Here is a 23,992-nt window from a genome sequence, read left to right on the forward strand (position 1 = left end):
GGGGTGGCTCGATACTCTGAATCCACAATGAAGAACCTCCCTCGCGGGCTGTGGATCCTGCTGATCGCCAACGCGGTCATCGCTCTCGGATACGGCCTGGTCGCCCCGGCGCTCCCGATCTTCGCCAAGACCTTCGACGTGTCGACCGCGGCCGCAGGCTTCGTCGTCTCGGCGTTCGCTCTGATGCGCCTGCTGTTCGCGCCCGCGGGCGGTCGTCTGGTGACGATCCTCGGGGAACGCAAGATCTATCTGACCGGCCTGCTGATCGTCGCAGTCAGCACCGCGGCCTGCGCCTTCGCGCAGAGCTACTGGCAGCTGCTGGTCTTCCGCGCGGCCGGCGGCATCGGGTCGACCATGTTCACCGTCTCGGCGATGGCACTGCTGATCCGACTGTCTCCGCAGGAGGTCCGCGGCCGCGCGTCCGGCTACTTCTCGGCGGGTTTCCTGGTCGGCAACCTGACCGGTCCGCTGATCGGCGCCGCCCTGGTCGAGTACGGTCTGCGCCTGCCGTTCGTCGTCTACGCCATCGCGCTGCTGATCGCCGCGGCCGTCGTCGCCGGCTTCATGCCGCCTCCGCCCGACCAGACCGCAGCGGCGACTGACGACGAGACCGAACTGCCGTCGGCACCGGAGTTCTTCGCCTCCCTCAAGACCGCCGAGTACCGCGCGATCCTCACCTCCAACTTCGCGCAGGGCTGGGCGTCGATGGGCGTCCGCGTGGCGCTGGTGCCGCTGTTCGTGGAGGAGGGCCTGAACCGCGGAACCGGCTGGGCCGGCGTCATCCTGGCCTGCTACGCGGCGGGCAACATGGCAGCCATCCTGATCTCGGGTCGCCTCTCGGACCGGTACGGGCGTCGGGCCGTGATGCTCCCCGGCCTGATCGTCGCCGCGGCGGGCACCCTGCCGCTCGGTTTCTCGCCGAACATCTGGGTGGCGCTGGCGTTGACCGCGGTCGCCGGTGTCGGCTCCGGGCTCTTCGCGCCCACCCACCAGGCGGCGCTCGGCGACATGCTCGCAGGCCGTCGACGCGGCGGGTCCGCGCTCGCGGCGTACGGGATGGCGTCCGACGTCGGCGCCGTCTCCGGTCCCATCATCACCGGGCTCGTGGCCGACGCCGTCGGCTACGGCGCCGCATTCGTCGTCACCGGCGTCGTGGTGCTGGTGGCGCTCGCGATGTGGTTGTCGGTGCGTGGCGCGGTGCTGCAATCCGCGAGCTGAGCGCGAACGGCTACGACCAGCTCGGCAACCAGATCTGCTGACCCCACTCGGCGTTGGAGATCGGGGCGCCGACGAGGACCGGCCACAGCCACACGAAGTTCGCGATCACCAACGCCACGTAGATCGCGATCGCGAGGACGCTGAGCAGTCGTCTCTCCGACTGCGCACCGCGTGGGGCGGCCCGCAGCAGATCGCCGCAGGCCAGAGCCAAGCCCATCACCAGGAACGGCGCCATCGCGGTGGCGTAGAAGAAGTACATCTGGCGGTCGATGTCGCCGAACCAGGGGAGCACTCCGGCGCCGTACGCCACCAGAACGGCCACGTAACGCCAGTCGCGCCGGGAGACGATCCGCCACAGCCCCCACACGACCATCGGCACCGCGAGCCACCACAGGGCGGGCGTGCCGATCAGCATCTGCGCGCGGACGCAGTCGGAGCCGCCGCACTGGTCGGGCCCATACGAGATGGCGTACAGCATCGGCCGCAGCCCCATCGGCCACGTCCACGGCTTGGACTCCCACGGATGGTGATTGCCCGCTGCGTTGGTGAGCCCGGCGTGGAACTCCAGGATCCCGGATTCGTAGTACCAGAACGAGCGCATCGCGTTGCCGACCCACGACCACGTGCCGTCGGTGCCGATCTTCTCGCCCGTCGCATACCGGTACACCGACGTCTCGGAGGCGAACCACGGCGCGAAGGTCGCCACGTACATGACGAACGGCATCACTGCGAGCGACGATGCCGACGGGACCACGTCGCGCCGCAGCACCCCCAGCCACGGGCGCTGCACGTGGTACGCCTTGCGGGTAGCGACGTCGAAGCCGAGGGAGAGCAGGGTGAAAGCGACGACGAAGTACGCGCCCGACCACTTGGTGCCGCAGGCCAGGCCGAGCATGACGCCCGCAGTGAACCGATACCAGCGGAAGCCGAAGCGCGGTCCGAACGGGGAGTCGCCGACCCGGCCCTCCTCCCACACGCGGTGCATGCGGCGCCGCATCTGATCGCGGTCGGAGATCAGGGCAGCGAAGGCCAGGGTGACGAACAGGATCTGGAAGATGTCGAGCATGCCCATGCGGGACTGCACGAACAGCACACCCTCGCAGATGGCGAAGACACCGGCGATGGCGCCGATCAACGTGGAGCGGGCGAGCCGTCGCACGGTGAGGTAGATCGCGAGAACGATGATCACCCCCGACACCGCGGACATGAACCGCCAGCCGACCGGGTTGTATCCGAACATCCACTCGCTGATCGCCAGCATCCACTTGCCGACCGGCGGATGCACCACCAGGCCGTACGCCGGGTTGTCCTCGATGAAGTTGTCGCCGGTCAGGACCTGCCAGCCCTGCGGCACGTAGTGCTTCTCGTCGAAGACGGGCGTGCCCTTGTCGGTGGGGTTCGAGAGGTCCCAGAAGCGAGTGGCGACGGCGATCAGGACCAGCACGGCCCCGACGATGGTGCCGCGCAGACGGTCGGTGGCGCCGAACACCGGTTCGGGGACCTGCGGACCGGGTGCCGTGCCCAAGTCTTCGGTGAGCGCGCGGTCTTCGACGGTCGCGCGATCGATGGAGGGGGCAGGGGTCACCTGAGCGATGGTAGCCGGATCAGTAGTCTGAGTCGGTGACCAGTAGTGACCCGGAGGCCAGTGGCGGGCCCGGCGCCGGACGCCTCGTTCTGGCGGGAACGCCGATGGGACAGCCGGACGACGCCTCGCCCCGCCTGCGCGAAGCCCTCGGTTCGGCCGACATCGTCGCCGCCGAAGACACTCGTCGCACCCGCGGACTCGCCGCAGCGCTCGGCGTCGAGATCACCGGGCGCGTCCTCAGCTACTACGACCAGGTGGAGGCCGCACGCACCCCCGGTCTGGTCCGAGCCATCTCCGACGGGGCCGTCGTCCTCCTGGTGACCGACGCGGGCATGCCGTCGGTCAGCGATCCCGGCTACCGGCTCGTCGTGGCCTGCGCGGAGGCGGACCTCCCGATGACCTGCCTGCCCGGTCCGTCGGCCGTCACCACCGCGCTCGCCCTGTCGGCGATGCCGTCCGAACGGTTCTGCTTCGACGGCTTCGCCCCGCGCAAGTCCGGAGCCCGCCAGGACTGGCTCGCCGAACTGCGCACCCAGCCGCGGACCGTCGTCTTCTTCGAATCACCGCACCGGCTGGCGCAGACCCTCGCCGACGCGGCCGCCGTGCTGGGGGAGGGCCGTCGTGCCGCCGTCTGTCGCGAACTGACCAAGACCTACGAGGAGGTCAAGCGCGGCACGCTCGCCGAGTTGGCCGCGTGGGCGGCCGACGGCGTGAAGGGCGAGATCACCGTCGTCCTGGCCGGTGCCCCGGCCGTCGACGAGACCGTGTCGATCGACGACGTCGCCGCCCGCGCCCAGGAACTCGCCGACAGCGGCGTCCGTCTCAAGGAGGCGTGCGCGCAGGCCGCTGCCGGAACCCCGTTCTCCCGCCGCGACGTGTACCAGGCCGTCCTCGAGGCGCGAGCCGAATGAAGCTCGTACCGACCGGCGTGCTGGGCGACTCGATCCTCGGTCTCAACCCGGCCTACTTCGGCATGGTCATGGCCACCGGCATCGTGTCGATCGCCGCGAGCATCGAGCAGTGGCATGAACTGTCGGTGGCCCTGCTGTGGGTGTCGATCGTGTCGTACGCGGCGCTGGTGGTCCTGAACCTGCTCCGCCTGATCTACTTCCGCGAGAACGTCGCCCGCGACCTGCGGGTCCCCAACCGGACCTTCGGCTTCTTCACCATCGTCGCGGGCACCGGCGTCGTCGGCGCCCGGCTGGTGATGGACGGACACGTCACCGTCGCGATGGTCCTGCTCGGCCTCAACGCGGCACTGTGGTTGATCTTCGGGTACGTCCTGCCGCCGCTGGCCTTCACCGTCCGCGGCGGACTCCCGCGTCTGGAACGGGCCGACGGCACCTGGTTCCTGTGGGTGGTCGCCACCCAGTCGGTCGCCGTCCTCAGCGCCGCCATCCAGCCGCACGTCACCGCGGGACGGACCGAGCTGGCGCTGCTCGCCGTGTTCTGCTGGGCCGTCGGCGTCTTCCTCTATATGGCGGTCGCACTGTTCGTGGCCTTCCGGGTGTTCATGTACCACCCGAAACCCGGTCAGCTCAGCGGCGCCTACTGGATCGCCATGGGCGCCACCGCCATCACGGTCGTCGCCGGCGCGAACATCGCGACCATGGTCGACGTGCCCATCCTGCGCATCACCCGCGAGACGATCGAAGCGGTGTCGCTGTTCTTCTGGGCGTTCGGCACCTGGTTGATCCCGCCGCTGGTCTTCGCCGGTTACTGGCGGCACGGCATCCACAAGGTGTCCCTGCGCTACGACATCTCGTTCTGGTCCATCGTGTTCCCGCTGGGAATGTACGGTGTCGGCTGCCACCAGCTCGGCATGGTCAACAAGATGCCGATCCTCGACGCTGTGGGCCACGTGGAGATCTGGGTCGCCGTCGCCGCGTGGGCGCTGACCTTCGCCGGCTTCCTCGCCAAGGTCTTCGGCTGGAGCAGGACCGCCGCCGACGGCTACCGGTCGCGGCTCGGCTGAAAGACCGCGATCTAGCGCGGCTGAAAGCCGACGATCGACGCGGCCTTGTCCAGGCACTCCTGCCATTCGGCGGCCGGATCAGAGTCGATCGTGATGCCGCCGCCGACGCCTAGGGTCAGGGTGTTGTCGCCGGTCACGGCGACGGTGCGGATGGCGACGTTCAAGTCCAGCAGTCCGTCGGGCCCCGCGATGCCGACCGCACCGCAGTAGACGCCGCGCGCGTCCGCCTCCCATCCCGCGAGGAGTTCCTGCGCGCGGATCTTCGGCGTCCCGGTCACCGATGCGGGCGGGAAGGTCGCGTCGAGCAGCGCCGTGTTGCCGACGCCGTCGGCCAGCTCGGCGGCCACCGTCGACACCAGATGCCACACGCCCGGTGCGCCGACCACCGTCAGCAGATCGGGTACCGTGACGGCACCGACCCGGGCCACCCTCCCGAGATCGTTGCGGACCAGGTCGACGATCATCACGTTCTCGGCGACGTCCTTGGTCGACGCCGCCAGCAACGCGGGATCGGCGGCCGCGGGCAGGGTGCCCTTGATGGGTGACGACGTGACCCGGCCGCCGCGTCGATCGAGGAACGACTCCGGGCTGAAACTCGCGATCGCACCCCACGCGCCCGACAGCCACGCCGACTTGGCGGGGGCCGTCGCGGCGGCGATGTCGGAGAAGAAGTCGAGCGGACGGCCGTGGAGTGTGCCGCGGAACCGGGTGCACACGCACGCCTGATAGACCTCGCCCGCGGCGATGGCGTCGCGGCACTCCTGCACCGCGTGCACGTGCTGGTCGCGGTCGGGGACGGTCCAGTCGGCGTGCCAGTCGCCGCGGTGCACGTGCGCGGTCAGCGCGTCGGTCACCCAGTCGGGCTGTGGGGCGCCCGTCGCGCTGGTCCACCGCCAGGCACCGTCGACCAGCCGCAGGATGCCGTCGGTACGACCGCCCACCGTCGCGGGCAGCGGCGACTCGTCGACGCGGACCGGGAAGCTCAGAGCACCGAACCAGAAGTCGTCCGGGCGGTCGAGCGGCGGAGTGCCTGCCGTCAGCCGGATCGACGGCGCGATGACCGCGTCGGCGTCGGCCCAGTCGCCGATCAGCGCGGCGGGACCGGGGACGCCGCGGTCCCGCGCGGCACGATCGAGGGCGTGCAGGACGTCGAGCGCCGACGCGGCGTCGCCCGTCATGCCTCGACGATCATGCGTCGGCGGCGGGCATGTCCTGGCGGGGGAACACCGGCGTCGGCTTCGGCAGCGCGGTCCCCGGAACCAGGCGGTCGGCGACGGCGGTGAACTGCCGCGCCTGCGGGTCGGCGTCGACGCACAGCAGGTCGAGCAGGGTGGACGTGGAGCCCGGCATCACCGGCTGCGCCAGCAGCGTGACGATCCGGACCACCTCGGCGCACACGTACAGGACGGTGCCGGTGCGCTCCAGATCGGTCTTGGCCAGCTTCCACGGCTCCTGCGCGGAGATGTAGCGGTTGGTGTCGGCCAGCACCGACCACAGGGCCTCGATGCCCTGGTGGATGGCCTGGCGGTCGAAGAGGTCGCGGACCTTCGGCAGCAGCGCGTCGGCGGCGTCGAGCAGGGCGGTGTCCTCGGCGGTGTACGCGGCCGGTGTCGGAACGGTCGACTCGAAGTACTTGCCGATCATGCTCAGCGTGCGCTGTGCCAGGTTGCCGTACTCGTTGGCGAGGTCGGCGTTGTTGCGGGAGACGATGGCCTCCGCCGAGTACGAGCCGTCCTGCCCGTACGACACCTCGCGGAGGAAGAAGAACCGGACGGCGTCCAGACCGAACTGGGCCACCAGCTCGTGCGGGTCGACCACGTTTCCGACCGACTTGCTCATCTTCTCGCCGCGGTTGAACAGGAAGCCGTGCGCGAAGACACGCTCGGGGACCTCGATCCCGGCGCTCATCAAGAACGCGGGCCAGTACACGCAGTGGAACCGGATGATGTCCTTGCCGATGATGTGCAGGCTGGCCGGCCAGTAGCGCTCCAGCATCTGCTCGTCGTCGGGGAAGCCGACACCGGTCAGGTAGTTGGTCAGCGCGTCCACCCACACGTACATGACGTGCTCGGGGGCGCCCGGGACCGGGACTCCCCAGTCGAACGTGGTGCGCGAGATCGAGAGGTCGTTGAGGCCGCCGGCCACGAAGGCGCGGACCTCGTTGCGGCGGACATCGGGGCCGATGAACTCGGGGCGGCTGTCGTAGAGGGCCAGCAGGCGGTCCTGGTACTGGGACAGGCGGAAGAAGTAGGTCTGCTCCTCGGTCCACGTCAAGACGTGGCCGTTCTCGGTGGCGACCCGGTTGCCGTCGTCGTCGACCGTCGTCTCGTCCTCGGTGAAGAAGGCCTCGTCGCGGACGTCGTACCAGCCGGCATAGGTGTCGAGGTAGATGTCGCCGCCCGCTTCCATCCGCTTCCAGATCTCCTCCGACGCACGATGGTGGTCGGCGTCGGTGGTGCGGATGAACCGGCTCAGATCGGTGCCGAGCGCGGTGTGGAGGGCTTCGAAGCGGTCGGAGTTGGTCTTCGCCAGCTCGGCCGTCGACACACCCTGCTTCTCCGCGGTCTGCTGCATCTTCTGACCGTGCTCGTCGGTGCCCGACTGGAAGCGGACGTCGAATCCGTCCAGCGACTTGAACCGTGCCAGCACGTCCGCCGAGATGAACTCGTAGGCGTGCCCGATGTGCGGGGCGCCGTTCGGATACGCGATGGCGGTGGTGATGTAGAAGGGCGACGACGCGCCAAAGGACTCGCTCGGCATAATAGGGCGATTGTACGTGCGGAGGCCCGGCGAACCGCAGGCAGGCGACCGCTTTCCCGGCGCTGCGAACATTTGCGTCCCCCTGGCACCTCGCCGAGGGCTATTCGCCCTCGGAAGGCCGCCACGGGGACGCGAATATCGCTACCTCGCCGAGCGGCGGTACGGCTCGCAGCCGGGAGGCGCCTCGGGCGGGGTGCGCTCCTCCAGCGGCGGGATGTCGCGGATCACGGGGGTGTCGCCGAGGATGAAGTGTTCGCCGTGGTGGGCCAGGTCGACGGTCGGTCCCGACAGCAGGCGGTAGGTGGCCTGCTGGGAGTCGATGGCGACGACGATCCGCGACTCCCGGATCACCATCCGGAACGACATGTAGTTCAGGCGCGACGGCAGCCGCGGCGCGAACGAGATCTGGCCGTCGAAGTCGCGCATGCCGCCGAAACCCGCGACGCAGTCGGTCCACGCGCCGGCCAGGGCCGCGATGTGCAGGCCCGACGAGACGTTGTTGTGGAGGTCGTGCAGGTCGGTGAAGACCGACTCGCTCATCAGGTCGTACGAGAGGTCCAGGTAGCCCACCTCGGCGGCGGTCACCGCCTCGCAGCACGCCGACAGCGACGAGTCGCGCACCGTGATCGGGTAGTAGTAGTCGAAGTTCGCGAGCTTCTGCTCGGGGGAGAAGCGGTCGCCGAACAGGTACATCGCGAAGACCAGGTCGGCCTGCTTCACCACCTGCTTGCGGTACAGGTCGAAGTACGGGTAGTTCAGCAGCAGCGGGTAGCGGCCGCGGGAGCGGTCGAAGTCCCAGCGGTCCAGCTTGGTGAACGCCTCGCACTGCTGGTGGACGCCGAGCGCGTCGTCGTACGGAATGGTCATGTCGTCGGCGCAGCGCGCCCAGTGGGTCAGGTCGTCGTCGCTGACGCCGAGGCCGCGGGCCACGGCCGGTTGTCGGGCGCACGCGGCGATCGCGTCGCGGAGCGCCTGCTGGACGGCGAGGTTGGTGAAGACGTTGTTGTTGACGATCGCCGTGTACTCGTCGGGGCCGGTGATGCCGTCGATGCGGAACCTGCCGCTGGAGTCGTGGTGGCCGAACGCGGAGAAGAAGCGGGCGATCTCGACGAGCAGTTCGACGCCGCACTCCACCTCGAAGGCCTCGTCGCCGGTGGCGCGGATGTAGCGGGCCGTGGCGTTGGCGATGTCGGCCGAGACGTGGATGCCCGCCGTGCCGGCGGGCCAGTAGCCCGAGCACTCGTCGCCGTTGATGGACCGCCACGGGAACATGGCGCCGTCCTGTCCGAGCTCGGTGGCGCGCTCCCGCGCCTTGTCGAGCGTCATGTGCCGCCAGCGGAGCTCCTCGCCCGCGGCGGCCGGAACGGTGTAGGTCAGCATCGGGAGGACGAAGCTCTCGGTGTCCCAGAAGGTGTGGCCGTCGTAGCCGGGGCCGGTGAGACCTTTCGCGGGGATGGCGCGCGACTGCCCGCGTGCACCGGCCTGCAGCACGTGGAACAGCGCGAATCGCACCGCCTGCTGGAGCTCGGGGTCGCCGTCCAGCTCGATGTCGGCGTCGAGCCAGAACTCGTCCAGGTACTCGGCCTGCTCCGCCTTCAACGCCTCCCACCCGGTTTCGCGGGCCATGGCGAGCGCGGCCTCTACCTGGGCGTGGAGCGCGGGAACCGACCGTCGGGCCGACCAGCCGTAACCCATGTACTTGGTCAGGACCAGCTTGCTGCCCTGCGGGACGGTCGCGGCGACGGTCAGGCGCGCGAGGTCGCCCTCGGCGCGGATCGACGTGTCCGCCGAGCCCGGAATCTCCAGCTCGTGGTCCATGCCCGCGGCGACGGCCAGCTCCGACCGCGCCGTGTGGTGGACCAGGACGGCGGAGAAGTCCTCGGAGTCGGCGAGGTCGGAGATCAGCGGGTTCTCCAACGACGCTGCCATGCGCGGATCGTCCTTCGCGGAGGGGCCGCCGAGCGGCTCGTTCGCGAGGAGATCGGACTGCAGCACCAGCTTCATGTCCTCGCCGATCGGCTCCACCTCGTAGCGGATGGCGGCGACGGTGCGCTTGGTGAACGACACGAGGCGCTCCGACCGGATGCGGACGGTGCGGCCGGTCGGGGAGGTCCACAGGGTACTGCGACGCAGGGTGCCGGTGCGGAAGTCGAGGACCCGCTCGTGCTCCACGGTGCGGCCGTACCGCAGATCCATCGGCTCGTCCTCCACCAACAGGCGGATGATCTTGCCGTCGGTCACGTTCACGACCGTCTGCCCGGACTCCGGGTAGCCGTAGCCGCTCTCGGCGTACGGGAGGTCGCGCAGCTCGTAGAAGCCGCTCAGGTAGGTGCCCGGCTGGTCGACGGGCTCGCCCTCCTCGAAGCTGCCGCGCAGACCGATGTGACCGTTCGACAGCGCGAACAGCGTCTCGGTCCGGCCGATCATGTCGACGTCGAGTCCGCGCCAGCGGAGCTGCCACGGGCTCACGTCGAAGCCCTCCACCGGGTGGACGCCGTGGTGCGGCACGTTCACCGGATCGGTGTGGCTCGACGTGTCTCCGTGCGTGGTGTGCGCCAGCTCGCTGGTGGTCGGTTCGATCACAAGGAGGTCCTTCTCGGCTCTAGCTCGGGGGCAGGTCAGTTCTCGGCGAGAAGCTCGTCGAGATCAGTGACGACGATAGAGGCACCGGCCTCGGTCATCGCGGCCGACTGGCCGCCACCGACGCGGTCGACGCCGACGACGTAACCGAAGCGGCCCGCGGAGCCTGCTTCGACGCCGGAGATCGCGTCCTCGAAGACGGCGGCCGCCGCCGGTGCGACGCCCATCAGCTCCGCGCCGCGGAGAAACGAGTCGGGGGCCGGTTTGCCCGCCAGATGCTCGTCGACGATGGTGTTGCCGTCGACGCGGTGCTCCACGAACTCGGTCAGGCCCGCGGCGTCGAGGACCTGCGCGCCGTTCCGGGAACTGGTCACCACCGCGATGTGCAGGCCCGCGTCCCGCGCCGCGTGCAGGTACCGCACCGAGCCCGGGTAGGCGAGCACGCCGTCGCGCTGCAGTGCCGCCAGGAACGCGTCGTTCTTTCCCGCGGCGATCGCGGTCGCGGTGGCGTCGTCGACGTCGAGCCCGCGGGAGGCCACGAAGCTCCGGACGCCGTCCATGCGCGGGCGGCCGTCCACGTAGTCGAAGTAGTCCTGGTCGGTGAACGGGCGGAGCTCGTCGGTGCGACCGGCGATCGGTTCGCCCGCACGCTCGGTCAGGAACGCGTTGAACGCGTCGGTCCAGGCGACGCGATGCACCGACGCGGTGTCGGTGAGAACACCGTCGAGATCGAACAGCGCCACCGTGATGTCATCAGGAAGTCCCAGCACGCCATCGACGCTACCCGGACCGTGCGGACGCCACGGGTCAACGCGATGACCGTCGCGTGGCGCGCGGTGAACGGTGGCGAGCAGAATGCGAGCCATGATCTACGACTTCTCGCAGATGGACGTCTTCACCGTCGAACCGATGCGCGGCAATCCGGTGGCCGTCGTGCACGGTGCCGACGGTCTCACCGACGAGCAGATGGCGGCGTTCGCCCGCTGGACCAATCTCTCGGAGACCACGTTCCTGCTGGAACCGGTCGACCCGGCAGCCGACTACCGGCTCCGGATCTTCACTCCCGGGGGCGAACTGCCCTTCGCCGGGCATCCGACGCTCGGTTCGGCGCGCGCGTGGCTCGACGCAGGCGGTGTGCCCACCGGCGAGAACCTGATCCAGGAGTGCGGAATCGGTCTGGTGACGATCCGACGCGAGACCGACACCGGCCGCCTCGCGTTCGCTGCGCCGCCCCTGCTGCGGTCCGGACCCGTCGACGAGGAGACGATGGCCCGCGTCCGCGGTGCGCTCGGGCTCGACGCCGACGACGTCCGGGATGCGAACTGGGTGTGCAACGGGCCGCAGTGGCTGGGTGTGCTCCTCGCCGACGGACAGCGGGTGCTCGATGCGACCCTCGACTTCGCGGCGTTGGGCGAGCTGGAAGTCGGCCTCATCGGACCGTGGAACCCGGAGCAGGCCGCGGCGCGCGGCGCCGACTACGAGGTCCGCGCGTTCGTCCCCGAACTCGGCGTTCCCGAGGACCCGGTCACCGGCAGCCTCAACGCAGGCTTCGCGGTCTGGTTGCGCGCCGCGGGCATCGTGCCCGCGTCGTACGTCGTCGCGCAGGGGACCGCCCTGCAGCGCGACGGCCGCGTCCACGTCGTCGACGACGGCGAGCACATCTGGGTCGGCGGTTCGGCGATCGCGGTCGTATCGGGCACAGTGGATCTGTGACCGAACCGGCCAAGGAACTCACCGCCAAGGAGATCAAGAAGCGCAAGCGGCGTCAGCCGCCGCCCGACCCGACCCCGCTTCCGGGGCTCGTCGACGCGCACACCCATCTCGCGGCGTGCGGTGGTCGTAGCGAGGAGGACGTCCGCGCCATCCTCGATCACGCTGAATCCGTCGGCGTCGAGCAGGTCGTGACCGTCGCCGACGACATGGTCGACGCCCGCTGGGCCGTCGCCGCCGCGCACTGGGATCAGCGGGCCTTCGCCGCGGTCGGCCTGCACCCGACGCACGCCGCCGACCTCGACGACGCCGCGAAGGCAGAACTCGAAGAGATGGCCGCGGACCCGCGCGTTGTCGCGATCGGGGAGACCGGGCTCGACTACTACTGGACCACGCGCTCGGACGACTGTGCCGACCCCTCCGTGCAGCGTGAGGCCTTCGCCTGGCACATCGACCTCGCGAAGCGCTCCGGCAAGCCGCTGATGATCCACAACCGGGAGGCCGACCGCGATCTGCTCGACGTTCTCGCGGCCGAGGGCGCGCCGGCGACGGTGATCATGCACTGCTTCTCCGGAACTCCCGAGATCGCCCGCGAATGTGTCGACCTCGGGTACGTGTTGAGCTTCTCCGGAACTGTGACATTCAACAACTCCACCGAATTGCGTGAGGCGGCTCACCTCACGCCCGACGAGCTGATTCTGGTGGAGACCGACGCACCCTTCCTGACCCCGCATCCCTACCGTGGCCAGCCCAATCAGTCGTATTGCATCCCATACACGGCCCGTGCGCTGGCACAAGTCCGCGGCGTGTCGGACGAACAGATGGCCGACACCCTTGGGTCCAACGCGCGCAAGCTTTATTCGCTTCCGTTGCGGTAACGATCACCGAACCGTTATCGTATCGTGATCCGTGCTGCCGACGCGGATGGCTGTACCCGACCCGGCAGGGAAATTGATGTCTGTTTTCAAGCGTATTAACACGTCCACGTCCGTGCGTGCCCGAGTAGCCCTCGGTGCCGTCCTCGCCACCGTCGCCGCAGGAGCGACCACCGGCGCGGTCATGCACAAGGAGGTGACCCTCGCCGTCGACGGCACCAGCACCACGGTCAGCACCATGGCGTTCTCCGTCGACAGCGTCCTCCGCGAGAACGGCATCACCCCCGAAGCAGGCGACAAGATCAGCGTCGACCTCTCCTCGTCGCCCAAGGACAACCAGGTCATCACCGTCGACCGCCTCAAGAAGGTGCAGCTGGTGGTCGACGGCAAGCCCGTCCACATCACCACCAACGCCTCGACCGTCGAAGAAGTCCTCGCCGAGCGCGGCATGGAGTCCAGCTCCGTCACCGAACCGCTCAACCGAGTCCTCCCCGTCTCCGGCGGCGACGTCGACGTCACCTCGCCCAAGCGCGTTCGGCTCGACGACGGCGGCAAGAAGTCCACGCCGACCATCGCAGCCAAGACTGTCGGCGACCTCCTCGCCCGCACCGGCAAGCCGCTCTCCGAGACCGACAAGGTGGTTCCGGCCGCAGACACCCCGGTCACCAAGAACATGAAGATCAAGGTCACCCGCATCGTGACCGAGGACAAGACCGTCACCGAGGCCGTCAAGCCGCCGATGAAGAAGGTCGAGGACGACACCCTCATCAAGGGCAAGAGCGAAGTCGAGGACAAGGGCACCCCCGGCAAGGCCGAGGTCACCTACTCCGTCACCACCGTCAACGGCAAGGTGACCGAGAAGAAGAAGCTCACCCAGAAGGTTCTCGTCGAGCCGAAGGAAGGCACCGTCCGCGTCGGCACCAAGCCGGGCGCCCCGTTCGTCCCGCACGGTGTCTGGGATGCGCTCGCGCAGTGCGAGTCCACCGGCAACTGGGCCATCAACAGCGGCAACGGTTTCTACGGCGGCATCCAGTTCGACCAGAACACCTGGGACCGCTGGGGCGGCCAGGAGTACGCGCCGCGTCCCGACCTCGCGACCCGCGAAGAGCAGATCGCGATCGCCGAGAAGACGCAGGCGGCCCAAGGCTGGGGCGCATGGCCGTCTTGCTCGTCCAAGTTGGGTCTTCGGTAGTCCCCGTTTGAATCGTGCAGCCCGCTCGCGCGGGTTCGCATCGACCATGCCGCCTCGGCAGTCCTCAGCCCTCGGCTAGCGCCTCGGGCCTGCGGAGAGCTCGGCGGTCATGGCCGATGCGAACCCGCGCGAGCTGTTTCGATGGGTCCTTGCGTTCCAGCTGTGCGCGATACGGCCGTGCTTCCTTTTCGATCTCTTCCTTCCAGCGTCGTCGGGTCGCGCCGTCGCTGCCCCGCTCCGCTCGACCGGGCCCGCCCCGCACCGCTGCGCCGCCTCGCCCCGTCCCGCGCCCGCTTTCAGGGTGGTCGAGTGCGCCGACGCGAGCTTGCGAGCGGTCGACGCGTATCGAGACCGCGACGGGCTGGGTCGCAGAGACCGCGAACCCGAACACTCACCGAAAGACTGGGGCGGAGGCCCGAGCGAGTCCGAAGGACGGCGGAAACGAAGCCCGCGAGTGGGGTGGTCGGGGCGGATTCGACCGCCGACCTCTCCGCAGCGACGAGCCCCAGGGGCGAGGAGCGAGGACTGCGGAGGCGGCGAATCCGCCCCGACCACCCCACACGCGAGCGGACGACCCCACACCATCAGTCACAATGAACAAGTGACCAACGACGACGCCCCACGCCTGCTAGGCCCTGCCGAGATCCGCGCGCTCGCCGCAGAGCTCGACGTGCGGCCGACCAAGACGCTGGGCCAGAACTTCGTGCACGACGCGAACACGGTCCGACGGATCGTCACCGCCTCGGGCATCGGGGCCGACGACGTCGTACTGGAAGTGGGGCCCGGCCTCGGGTCGCTGACCCTCGCACTCCTGGAGAAGGCCGGGCGCGTCGTCGCCGTCGAGATCGACCGTAAACTCGCCGCACGACTGCCCCAGACCATCGCCGAGTTCGCACCAGCCCAGGCCGCGAACTTCGACATCGTGACCGCCGACGCGATGACCGTGCACCCCGACGACCTCCCGCACGCGCCGACGGCGCTCGTCGCCAACCTGCCCTACAACGTCGCGGTCCCCGTGCTCCTGCACCTGATGGCCGAGTTCCCGACCATCGGCACCGCGTTGGTGATGGTGCAGGCAGAGGTCGCCGACCGCCTCGCCGCCACGCCCGGCGGCCGCATCTACGGCGTCCCCAGCGTCAAGGCACGGTTCTTCGGCGACGTCGCCCGAGCCGGCTCCATCGGCACCCACGTCTTCTGGCCCGAACCCAAGATCCAGTCGGGACTGGTCCGCATCGACCGCCGCGACGCCTTCGGCACCGACCGCGACCTCCGGGTCCGCACCTTCGCCGCCATCGACGCGGCCTTCGCGCAGCGTCGCAAGACCCTCCGGTCGGCGCTGTCGTCGTGGGCGGGGTCCGCGCCGCAGGCCGAGACGCTGCTGCGCGCCGCCGACATCGATCCCGGACTCCGCGGCGAACGCTGCAGCATCGACGACTTCGTCCGCCTCGCGCAGGCGCGGAAGGACGCGGGCATCGACGGGGGAGTCACGCGATGATGGGCGGAGCCACCGCACGGGTGCCCGCCAAGATCAACCTCCACCTCGGCGTCGGACCGCTGCGCGACGACGGCTTCCACGAACTGTCGACGCTCTACTGCGCGCTGTCGCTGTACGACGACGTCACCGTCCGTGCCGCCGACGAACTCTCGGTCACCGTGCACGGCGAGAGCCGCAGGCAGGTCCCCTCCGACGCGACCAATCTCGCCGCCCGCGCCGTCGTCGCACTGGCTGCTCACGCCGGCACCGATCCCCGGGTCGAGATCACCATCAACAAGTCCATCCCGGTCGCCGGCGGGATGGCCGGCGGCTCCGCCGACGCCGCCGGTGCCCTCGTCGCCGCGGCCCGCCTGTGGCGCCTCGACATCGAGCGCGACGAACTCCTCGCGATCGCCGCAGACCTCGGCTCCGATGTGCCGTTCTCCGTCGTCGGCGGCGCCGCGCTCGGCACCGGCCGCGGCGAACGACTCCTCCCGGTCCTGCACCGCGGCGAGATGCACTGGGTCCTCGCCGTCGCGGGCACCGGTCTGTCGACGCCCGACGTGTACCGCGAGATCGACCGGCTCCGCGCCCGCGACGACGCCGACCGACCGGCCGCCGCCGGAGTCGCACGCCCCGATGCGCTGATGCAGGCTCTCGCATCCGGCGATGTGCATGCGGTGGCCCCTTTGCTTCACAATGATCTGCAGCCGGCCGCGCTGTCGCTGCAACCCATGCTGCGGCGCACGCTGCGTGCCGGACGCGAAGCGGGCGCCCTCGCCGGCATGGTCTCCGGATCGGGTCCCACCTGCGCGTTCCTCTGCGCCGACGCCGACGCCGCCGTGTCGGTGGCCGCCGAACTGTCCGGCTCCGGGGTGGCCAAGGCCGTGCGAACGGCGTCCGGACCGGTGCCGGGCGCCCGGCTCGTCCAGAACAACTGAGTGAGAAGGTAAGCAAGAGATGTCGCGCACCAACACGTCGCTGATCAACGCTGAGCGGATCAGTAAAAGCTTCGGCATCAAGCCGCTGCTCGACGAGGTGAGCGTCGGCATCCACGAGGGCGACCGCATCGGCGTCGTCGGTCTCAACGGTGGCGGCAAGACCACACTTCTGGAGATCCTCGCGGGCATCACCGACGCCGACGACGGCCGCATCTCGCGCGCCGGCGGCATCCGTGTCGCCACCGTCACCCAGCGCGGCGACCTGGACCCCGAGATGACCGTCGCGGAGGCCGTCGTCGGTGTCGACCGCCCCGAGCACGAGTGGGCGGGCGACGCCAGGATCCGCGGCATCCTCGCGGGCATCGGCGTGGACGAGATCCTCGACCGCAAGGTGGGGCACCTGTCGGGCGGGCAGCGTCGTCGCACCGCACTCGCCGCAGCCCTCGTGACCGACTCCGACCTTCTGATCCTCGACGAGCCCACCAACCACCTCGACATCGAGGGCGTCTACTGGCTGGCCGACCACCTGGTGAACCGCCGCAGCGCGCTCGTCGTCGTCACCCACGACCGCTGGTTCCTCGACACCGTCGCCACCCGCACCTGGGAGGTCCACTCGGGGCGGGTCGACGAGTACGACGGCGGTTACAACGACTGGGTGTTCGCGCGCGCCGAACGCTCCCGGCAGGCCGACGCCGCCGAGGAACGCCGCCGCAACCTGGCGCGCAAGGAACTCGCGTGGCTGCGCCGCGGCGCGCCCGCCCGCACCTCCAAGCCGCGCTACCGCGTCGAGGCCGCGGAGAAGCTGATCGCCAACGTCCCGCCGCCCCGCGACACCGTCGAACTGTCGGCGTTCGCCAAGCGCCGACTGGGCCGCGTCGTCATCGAGCTCGAGAACGCGCACCTGGAGACTCCGACCTCCGACGGTTCCGACGGTCGCGAACTGCTCAAGGACACCACGTGGCGCCTCGCGCCGGGCGAACGCATCGGCCTCGTCGGCGTCAACGGCTCCGGCAAGACCACGCTGCTGCGCGCCCTCGCCGGTGACGTCCCCGTGGCCCCCGGCCGACGCATCGAGGGCAAGACCGTCTCCATCGGCTGGCTGCGGCAGGAACTCGACGATCTGGACCCCGAACTGCGTCTGCTCGACGCCGTCGAAGAGGTCGCGGGCACCGTGACGCTCGGCGACAAGGAGCTCTCGGCCAGCCAGCTGGCCGAACGCCTCGGCTTCTCGCCGGCACGTCAGCGGACGCCCGTCGGCGACCTGTCCGGCGGTGAGCGCCGTCGCCTCCAGTTCACCCGCGTCCTGATGGCCGAGCCCAACGTGCTGCTGCTCGACGAGCCGACCAACGACCTCGACATCGACACCCTCCAGCAGGTGGAGGACCTCCTCGACGGCTGGGCGGGCACGCTGGTCGTCATCAGCCACGACCGCTACCTGATCGAACGCGTCTGCGACAGCACATGGGCGCTGTTCGGCGACGGCAAGCTGACCAATCTGCCGCGCGGCATCGAGCAGTACCTGGAGCGACGGCGCGCCGACGCCGGCGCGTCGACCAAGACGGCGAGCTCCGCCAAGGCGGAGGCGCCCAAGGCGCCCGCGGGCAATGGCCTGTCCGCCGCCGACCACCAGGCCGCGCGGAAGGAGTTCAACTCCGTCGAACGCAAAATGGAGAAGCTCGGCAAGGAGATCGCGAAGATCCACGAGACCATGGCGGCCTTCGATCAGAGCGACTACACCGGGCTCGCGGAGCTGACCGAGAAGCTGCGTGCCGCGCAGAGCGAGGTGGACGGTCTCGAGGAGCGCTGGCTGGAGTTGTCGGACCTCGTCGGCTGACCGGTGTCGGTCATTCATTCGACACCCGTTGGGCCACCGGAGTTGTGCAGGTGTCTCAGGTGATTGTTAGGTTAGGTTGACTCCAACCCGGTTCCACCCGGACCGGCCGACCGAGAGGTACTCGCATGACGACGCCGCCGAACGATCCGTTCAACCAGGGCCAGCCCGACGGCCAGCAGCCGCAGTACGGCCAGCAGCCCGAAGGGCAGTACGGCTACCAGCAGCCCGGCGCCTACGGCCAGCAGCCGGGCTCCTATGGACAGCAGCCGGGTGCCTACGGCCAGCCCGCAGCCGCCTACGGTGCGCCGCAGCAGCCGCAGTCGCTCGACCGCGGCTCGTTCTTCTCCGCGCTCTTCGACTTCAAGTTCGACAAGATGGTCGCCACCCGCGTCATCCCGGTGCTGTACCTGATCATCACGATCGTGTTCACCATCGCCGCCGTGGGCATCTTCTTCGCGGGCATCATCTCGTCGTTCTCGCTCATGGGTGACAGCGTCGTTGGCGGCATCGTCTCGCTGCTCTTGACGCTCATCATCGTGCCGCTGGTCTACCTCATCTACCTGACCATCGCGCGCGTCTCGCTCGAGCTCTACATCTCCGTGTTCAAGATCAGCCAGAACACCGCGCAGATCGCTCAGAACACCGCCAAGTAGTCCTCCCCGGGCTAGGCAGGTTTCACACCCGACGCCGCCGCCAGATACCGTGACCGGCATGTCTTACATCCGCACGGAGATCCGCGGCGGCGTCGGCGAAATCATTCTCGACCGCCCCCGCGCCCTGAACGCCCTCGATCAGACGATGATCGACGACATGCAGGCCGTCCTCGAAGCGTGGGGCGACGACGACGCCATCGAACTGGTGCTCGTCTCCTCCGCCAGCGACCGCGCCTTCTGCGCTGGCGGCGACATCCGCGCGATCCGCGACCACGCGATCGCCGGTGAGACCGACGAGGTCCACCACTACTTCGCCTCCGAATACCGGCTCAATCAACTGATCGCCGAATACCCCAAGCCGTACGTCGCACTGGTCGACGGCGCTGCGATGGGCGGCGGTCTCGGCATCAGCGTGCACGGCGAGATCCGCATCGTCACCGAGAACGCGCTGATCGCCATGCCTGAGACCGCGATCGGCTTCTTCCCTGATGTGGGCTCCACCTACTTCCTTCCCCGACTGCCGCAGGGCGTCGGGATGTGGCTCGGCCTCACCGGCGCCCGGATCCGCGGCGCCGACGCCGTCGCCATCGGCCTCGCCACCCATTTCGTGCCGTCCGAACAACTCGGCGACGTCGCCGAAGCCATCCGCAACGGCGTCCCGCTGCGCGACGTCCTCGGCGCTCACCGGATCCCGCCGGTGTCCGATCTCCCGCTCCGCAAGATCGCCGAGTACTTCGACGACGCCAACGTCGTCGCCATCGTCGGCGGCCTTCGCGGCGCGATCGGCGACGCCTGGGCCGAGGAGATGCTCGACCTCCTGCACTCGGCGTCGCCGACCAGCTTGTTCGTCACCGCCGCCCTCATCAAGGAGGGGGAGGTGTCGTCGCTCGCCGAATGCCTCGACCGCGAACTGTCCGCGGCTGGCCGCATCACCGCGCACCCCGACTTCGCCGAGGGCGTCCGCGCGGTCCTCGTCGACAAGGACCGCGACCCGTCGTTCGTGCCCGCGACCGTCGAAGAAGTCGATCCGGCTGTGACGGACGGGATCGCCGGGGTCTGACGGTCCCGGCTCGAATATGTAGGGATGTCCACATGCAGCCGTGATCTGGTGTGCATCTCTCTGTTGTCGCCTCAACATTCGCTTCATACTGTGATCCATATCAACTGATTGCGTGATTGACGCAGCGGTTGTGAACGGATGCACGAAGCGGGTGTCTTCTCGGCCCCGCCTCGGGACTGAAGGAGGCATTTGCGTGAGCAGTCAAGCGTTGATCGTGACCGTGACGGTCATCTACCTCGGTTTGATGATCGGTATCGGCCTGTGGGCCAAGCGGAGGATGAACTCCGCCAAGGAGTTCCTGGTCGCCGGCCAGTCGCTCGGATTCTTCGTGATGGCGATCGCCTCGTTCTCCTCGATCCAGAGTGGATGGGGCATGGTCGGGGCCACCGGCGCGACGGCGTCCTGGGGGATCGGCGGCCTCGCCGTCGGCATCCTGGCACCGCTCGGATTCGCACTGACGTGGTTCCTGCTCGGCGGAAAACTGCGACGGCTGGCGCACGCGCACGACGCGTACAGCATCCCCGACCTGGTGAAGGTCCGCTACGGGAACGGCCCCGCAAGCCTGTGGATGTCGATTGCGCTGATCATCGGCGCCATCGGCTACATGACCGCGCAGGTGGTCGCCGCAGGTGTCATCACCGCGCTGCTGCTCGGCCTGTCGTTCACCCACGCGTTGATCATCGGCGCGATCATCGTCGCCGCGTACACCGTCGCCGGCGGCATGCTCGCGGCCGTCTGGACCGACCTGGTCCAGGGCCTGTTGATGATCGCGATGTCGGTGTTCGTCTTCTTCCTGGCGATCGGTGTCGGCGGCGGATGGTCGTCGACCCTGTCGGGGATCTCCGAGGCGAATCCGGAGTTCCTGCAGCTCGACGGGGTGAAGCCCGCCGTGTGGTGGGTCGCCAACGCGCTGATGATCGCGTTCGGCATGATCGGCCAGCCCCAGCTGATCCACAAGTTCCTGATGCTCCGCTCGCCGCGCGAACTGCGCTGGGGCGCCCTGGTGGCGGCGCTCGGCTACGGCATCACGACTCTGTTCTCCATCGGCATCGGCTTCGCTGCACGCGGGCAGATCGAAGCCGGCCTCATGGCGAAGCCGGAAGCGGCAGACGACACCACGACCGCCTTCCTCGACCAGTTCGCGTCCCCGATCGTGACGGCCCTGGCGCTCACCGCGCTCCTGGCGGCGATCATGTCAAGCGCGAGCAGCTTCATCACCATCGGTGCGAGCGCCATGACCCGCGATCTCCTCGGCGCGTTCGGCCGTGAGATCACCAATGAACTCCGCTGGAACCGCATCGCGAGCATCGTCATCACCGCGGCCGCCGTCGGCGTCGCACTGTTCCTCGACCAGATCATCTACCTGCTAGGCGCCATCGGCTGGTCCGCGTTCGCCGCCGCCACCCTCGGCCCGATCGTCCTCGGACTCTACTGGCGTCGCGGCACCTCCCGCGGCGCGACCGTCGCGATCAGCGGAAGCCTGATCCTGAACATCGTCCTTGTCTTGGCCGACCGCTACGAGTGGTGGACACCGCCGTCGCACTTCTTCACCGGCTTCACCGTGATCGTCGCCGGCGTGGTGCTGTACGTGGTCGCGTCGCTGCTCACCCCGTCCGACGAGGACGTCCGCCGATTCGACACGGTGATCCCGTCGGGATTCCCGGTCCCCGCGGCGGCCACGACGTCCGCTGCCGCCGCCGCGGCGGACCGCGCCGCTGTTCTCGCCGACAACTCTGGAGAAACCCGCTGATGCTCTCGAAGAATTCCAAGGCCATGGACGTGCTGGTCCTCGGCTTCACCGCGCTGCTCGTCATCGCCTTCCTGGGGATGATGTGGAACCTCCCGGCCGCCATGTTCCTGACCACGCCCCTCATGGTGGCGCTCCTCCTGAACATGTCGGTGGTGGAGTGCCAGGATCCGGCTCGGCGACGTTCCGCTCTCATCGTGATCCACACGTACAACGTGCTGTCGTTCATCCTGTGGGCCGTCGCGTTGTGGGGGCTGCACCAGGATCTGGTGATCGGCGGACTCCCGATCAGCACCGCCGTCATCCTGTACTTCGCGTGGCCGTTCTACACCGTCGTCAGCGGTCTCATGTACGCGGCCACCAGCAAATGGCTCGGCCTCGTGGACGCGGTCGACGCGGATGAGGCCCGGGTCTGACGTCGCGGACCGCGGCGGTCGGCACACTCGGCGAGAGGAGGTCATCGATGCTCGGCACACTGCTTCGGCAACTGCTCGATGACGGTCCGAGCTCTGACATCGACGCCGAGATCCTGACCCGGTCGGCGGAGATCGAGCAGTTGCCGCCGGACCTGAGATCCGAGGCGCGCGCGGAACTGGACACCGTCGTCGAACTCCGCGGCCTCCTCGAGATGCTCCGCCGTCGATCGCAGGAGTTGCGGGCGCTGTTCGAGACGGCGGGCGACCTGTCGTCCATGCGCGACGTGGAACGTGTCCTGCAGGCCATCGTCCGCCGCGGTCGTCAGCTCCTCAACACCGACATCGCGTACCTGATGTTGGTGGATCCCGAGCGCGGCGACACCTACATGCGGGTCACCGAAGGCACCACCGGCAAGGGCTTCTCCGACATCCGCCTGCCGCTCGGCGCGGGCCTCGGCGGTCAGGTCGCGGCCGCCGGGATCCCGCTGTGGACGAGGAACTACCTGGCCGACGACCGCCATGAGCCCGTCATCGACGACAGCGTCACCGAGGAGCAGGTCGTCGCCATCCTCGGCGTGCCACTGCGGGTGGGGAGCAAGATCCTCGGCGTGCTCTTCGCTGCGGACCGCTCCGAACGGGTCTTCTCAACCGAGGAGATCTCACTGTTGTCGTCGCTGGCCGATCACGCCGCGATCGCCATCGAGAACGCCTCCCGCTTCGAGGAGACGCGGGATGCCCTCGAACAGCTGGAGGCGGCGAAAGTCGAGATCGAGAGCAACAACCGCCGGCTCCTGCGTGCGGTGGAGCTGCACGAGAAACTGATGGGACTGGTGGTGGGCGGCCACGATCCACAGGACCTCGCCGAAGCGCTGCGCGCCGACCTGACGGCCGAGTGTGTGCTGGTCCACGACGACCGCGGCGGAACCCTCGCGACGTCGGTGCGGCCGGGGACCGTCGCGGACACCGATGCCCTGGTGGCCGCGGTGTCCGGCACCGATGCTGTCGGCTGGCCGGTCCGACGACCGCTCGACGGGCTGGAAGGTGCGGCGGTCCCGATCGTCGCCGCCAACCAGGTCCTCGGAACCCTCTACTACCTGGGGCGCCCGCTCAGCGAGGACGACCTGCGGACCGTGGAACGCGGCATCTCGGCGATCTCGGTGCTGCTGCTGAACCAGCGGGCCAGCGACGAGGCCGACAACCGACTGCGCGGCGAGATCCTCGCCGATCTACTGATGCAGGCGCCGAGCGACGTGATGGGCATCCGCCGTCGGGCGAGCCTCCTCGGCGTCGACCTGGGACAACCGTTCGTCCTCGTCGTGATCCTTCCCGACCACGAGGTGACGAGCGCCCTCCGCTCCGAGGCGGGCGGACTCGCACGGGCGGCCGGGGGACTGGTGTCGTCGTACGCGGACCGGATCGTCGCGCTGGTTCCCCAGCGGTGGTCGTCGGGCCCGGCGCGGGAGGTGGTTCGACGACTGCAGCACATCGGGGTCACCGCGGCGTCGGCCGGACCCAGCACCGAGCTCTCCGACCTCATCGATCTGGAGGACCGCGCCCACCGTGCGGCGAACCTACTCGTCGCGCTCGGTCGCGTCGGAGAGGGGGCTGCGGAGGAGGAGCTCGGCGTGTTCGGTTTGTTGCTCAGCGAGGCGGCACCGGATCGGATCCGGTCGTTCGTCGGCGCCCAGCTAGACCCGGTGCGGCGCTACGACGCGGAGAAGGGCTCCGATCTGTTGGCGACGATGGCGGCGTTCTTCGCCGCTGAGGGAAGCGCGGCCGGGACCGCTGCGGCGCTGTTCATCCACGTCAACACCGTCTACCAGCGGTTGGAGCGCGTCGACCGACTCCTCGGCACTGGCTGGCGGACCGGCGACCGCGCCCTCGAGGTCCGCCTCGCACTGCGGATGGACCGCCTGATGCGCCCCACCTAGCGTCGCCCGGAACTCCCAACGCATGAATGACTTCCACGAAA

The 23,992-nt window shown here is 69.1% G+C and carries 19 protein-coding genes; 14 read left to right on the forward strand and 5 right to left on the reverse strand.

Annotated elements, in window-relative coordinates; all coding sequences use genetic code 11:
* Positions 1–27: 27 nt before the first annotated feature.
* Positions 28–1,218, forward strand: coding sequence for an MFS transporter (locus ACH46_RS04510; protein ID WP_062391874.1), 1,191 nt, complete (start codon positions 28–30; stop codon positions 1,216–1,218).
* Positions 1,219–1,228: 10 nt separating this feature from the next.
* Here the strand turns inward: ACH46_RS04510 and ACH46_RS04515 are convergent, their stop codons facing one another.
* Positions 1,229–2,785, reverse strand: coding sequence for a dolichyl-phosphate-mannose--protein mannosyltransferase (locus tag ACH46_RS04515; protein WP_062394955.1), 1,557 nt, complete (start codon positions 2,783–2,785; stop codon positions 1,229–1,231).
* A gap of 53 nt (positions 2,786–2,838) precedes the next feature.
* On the opposite strand from ACH46_RS04515, the gene rsmI reads away from it, so the two are divergent.
* Both rsmI and ACH46_RS04525 read left to right on the forward strand, forming a co-directional pair.
* Positions 2,839–3,714, forward strand: coding sequence for a 16S rRNA (cytidine(1402)-2'-O)-methyltransferase (gene rsmI, locus ACH46_RS04520; RefSeq protein WP_062391875.1), 876 nt, complete (start codon positions 2,839–2,841; stop codon positions 3,712–3,714).
* Positions 3,711–4,778, forward strand: coding sequence for a tellurite resistance/C4-dicarboxylate transporter family protein (locus tag ACH46_RS04525; protein ID WP_062391876.1), 1,068 nt, complete (start codon positions 3,711–3,713; stop codon positions 4,776–4,778). Before rsmI ends, ACH46_RS04525 begins: the two co-directional genes overlap by 4 nt.
* A gap of 11 nt (positions 4,779–4,789) precedes the next feature.
* Here the strand turns inward: ACH46_RS04525 and ACH46_RS04530 are convergent, their stop codons facing one another.
* The 4 genes from ACH46_RS04530 to ACH46_RS04545 form a co-directional block, all read right to left on the reverse strand.
* Positions 4,790–5,956, reverse strand: a complete 1,167-nt coding sequence (locus ACH46_RS04530) for an aminodeoxychorismate synthase component I (protein WP_062391877.1) — start codon at positions 5,954–5,956, stop codon at positions 4,790–4,792.
* Positions 5,957–5,966: 10 nt separating this feature from the next.
* The gene (metG, locus tag ACH46_RS04535; protein ID WP_062391878.1) at positions 5,967–7,538 is read right to left on the reverse strand and encodes a methionine--tRNA ligase; all 1,572 of its coding nucleotides are present in this window, start codon (positions 7,536–7,538) and stop codon (positions 5,967–5,969) included.
* Positions 7,539–7,679: 141 nt separating this feature from the next.
* Complete coding sequence (locus tag ACH46_RS04540) at positions 7,680–10,046, reverse strand: glycoside hydrolase family 65 protein (protein WP_062394957.1); 2,367 nt, start codon at positions 10,044–10,046, stop codon at positions 7,680–7,682.
* Between the two features lie 110 nt (positions 10,047–10,156).
* On the reverse strand, positions 10,157–10,888 hold the full coding sequence (locus tag ACH46_RS04545; RefSeq protein WP_062394958.1) for an HAD family hydrolase: 732 nt from the start codon (positions 10,886–10,888) through the stop codon (positions 10,157–10,159).
* A 94-nt stretch (positions 10,889–10,982) separates the two neighbouring features.
* Here ACH46_RS04545 and ACH46_RS04550 point away from each other — a divergent pair, with 94 nt between their 5' ends.
* From ACH46_RS04550 to ACH46_RS04600, 11 genes are all read left to right on the forward strand, one after another.
* Complete coding sequence (locus ACH46_RS04550) at positions 10,983–11,831, forward strand: PhzF family phenazine biosynthesis protein (protein ID WP_062391879.1); 849 nt, start codon at positions 10,983–10,985, stop codon at positions 11,829–11,831.
* A complete protein-coding gene (locus tag ACH46_RS04555; protein ID WP_062391880.1) occupies positions 11,828–12,706 on the forward strand; it encodes a TatD family hydrolase in 879 nt (292 codons plus the stop codon). Before ACH46_RS04550 ends, ACH46_RS04555 begins: the two co-directional genes overlap by 4 nt.
* 76 nt (positions 12,707–12,782) lie before the next feature.
* Positions 12,783–13,895, forward strand: a complete 1,113-nt coding sequence (locus ACH46_RS04560) for a resuscitation-promoting factor (protein WP_062391881.1) — start codon at positions 12,783–12,785, stop codon at positions 13,893–13,895.
* 601 nt (positions 13,896–14,496) lie between these two features.
* Positions 14,497–15,390 carry a 16S rRNA (adenine(1518)-N(6)/adenine(1519)-N(6))-dimethyltransferase RsmA gene (rsmA, locus tag ACH46_RS04565; RefSeq protein WP_226995761.1) on the forward strand — a complete coding sequence of 298 codons (894 nt, stop codon included), beginning with the start codon at positions 14,497–14,499 and terminating at the stop codon, positions 15,388–15,390.
* Positions 15,390–16,310, forward strand: coding sequence for a 4-(cytidine 5'-diphospho)-2-C-methyl-D-erythritol kinase (locus tag ACH46_RS04570; RefSeq protein ID WP_082399396.1), 921 nt, complete (start codon positions 15,390–15,392; stop codon positions 16,308–16,310). The genes rsmA and ACH46_RS04570 overlap by 1 nt, the downstream gene beginning before the upstream one ends.
* A 19-nt stretch (positions 16,311–16,329) precedes the next feature.
* The gene (locus ACH46_RS04575; RefSeq protein ID WP_062391883.1) at positions 16,330–18,144 is read left to right on the forward strand and encodes an ABC-F family ATP-binding cassette domain-containing protein; all 1,815 of its coding nucleotides are present in this window, start codon (positions 16,330–16,332) and stop codon (positions 18,142–18,144) included.
* Between the two features lie 125 nt (positions 18,145–18,269).
* The gene (locus tag ACH46_RS04580; RefSeq protein ID WP_062391884.1) at positions 18,270–18,797 is read left to right on the forward strand and encodes a DUF4282 domain-containing protein; all 528 of its coding nucleotides are present in this window, start codon (positions 18,270–18,272) and stop codon (positions 18,795–18,797) included.
* 58 nt (positions 18,798–18,855) lie between these two features.
* The gene (locus ACH46_RS04585; protein WP_062394961.1) at positions 18,856–19,857 is read left to right on the forward strand and encodes an enoyl-CoA hydratase/isomerase family protein; all 1,002 of its coding nucleotides are present in this window, start codon (positions 18,856–18,858) and stop codon (positions 19,855–19,857) included.
* A gap of 193 nt (positions 19,858–20,050) precedes the next feature.
* Complete coding sequence (locus ACH46_RS04590) at positions 20,051–21,607, forward strand: sodium:solute symporter family transporter (RefSeq protein ID WP_157851004.1); 1,557 nt, start codon at positions 20,051–20,053, stop codon at positions 21,605–21,607.
* Positions 21,607–22,020 carry a hypothetical protein gene (locus ACH46_RS04595; RefSeq protein WP_062391886.1) on the forward strand — a complete coding sequence of 138 codons (414 nt, stop codon included), beginning with the start codon at positions 21,607–21,609 and terminating at the stop codon, positions 22,018–22,020. The genes ACH46_RS04590 and ACH46_RS04595 overlap by 1 nt, the downstream gene beginning before the upstream one ends.
* 47 nt (positions 22,021–22,067) lie before the next feature.
* Positions 22,068–23,951, forward strand: coding sequence for a helix-turn-helix domain-containing protein (locus ACH46_RS04600; RefSeq protein ID WP_062391887.1), 1,884 nt, complete (start codon positions 22,068–22,070; stop codon positions 23,949–23,951).
* Positions 23,952–23,992: the final 41 nt, after the last annotated feature.

It is taken from the genome of Gordonia phthalatica (genome assembly GCF_001305675.1).
GTDB classification, from domain to species: domain Bacteria; phylum Actinomycetota; class Actinomycetes; order Mycobacteriales; family Mycobacteriaceae; genus Gordonia; species Gordonia phthalatica.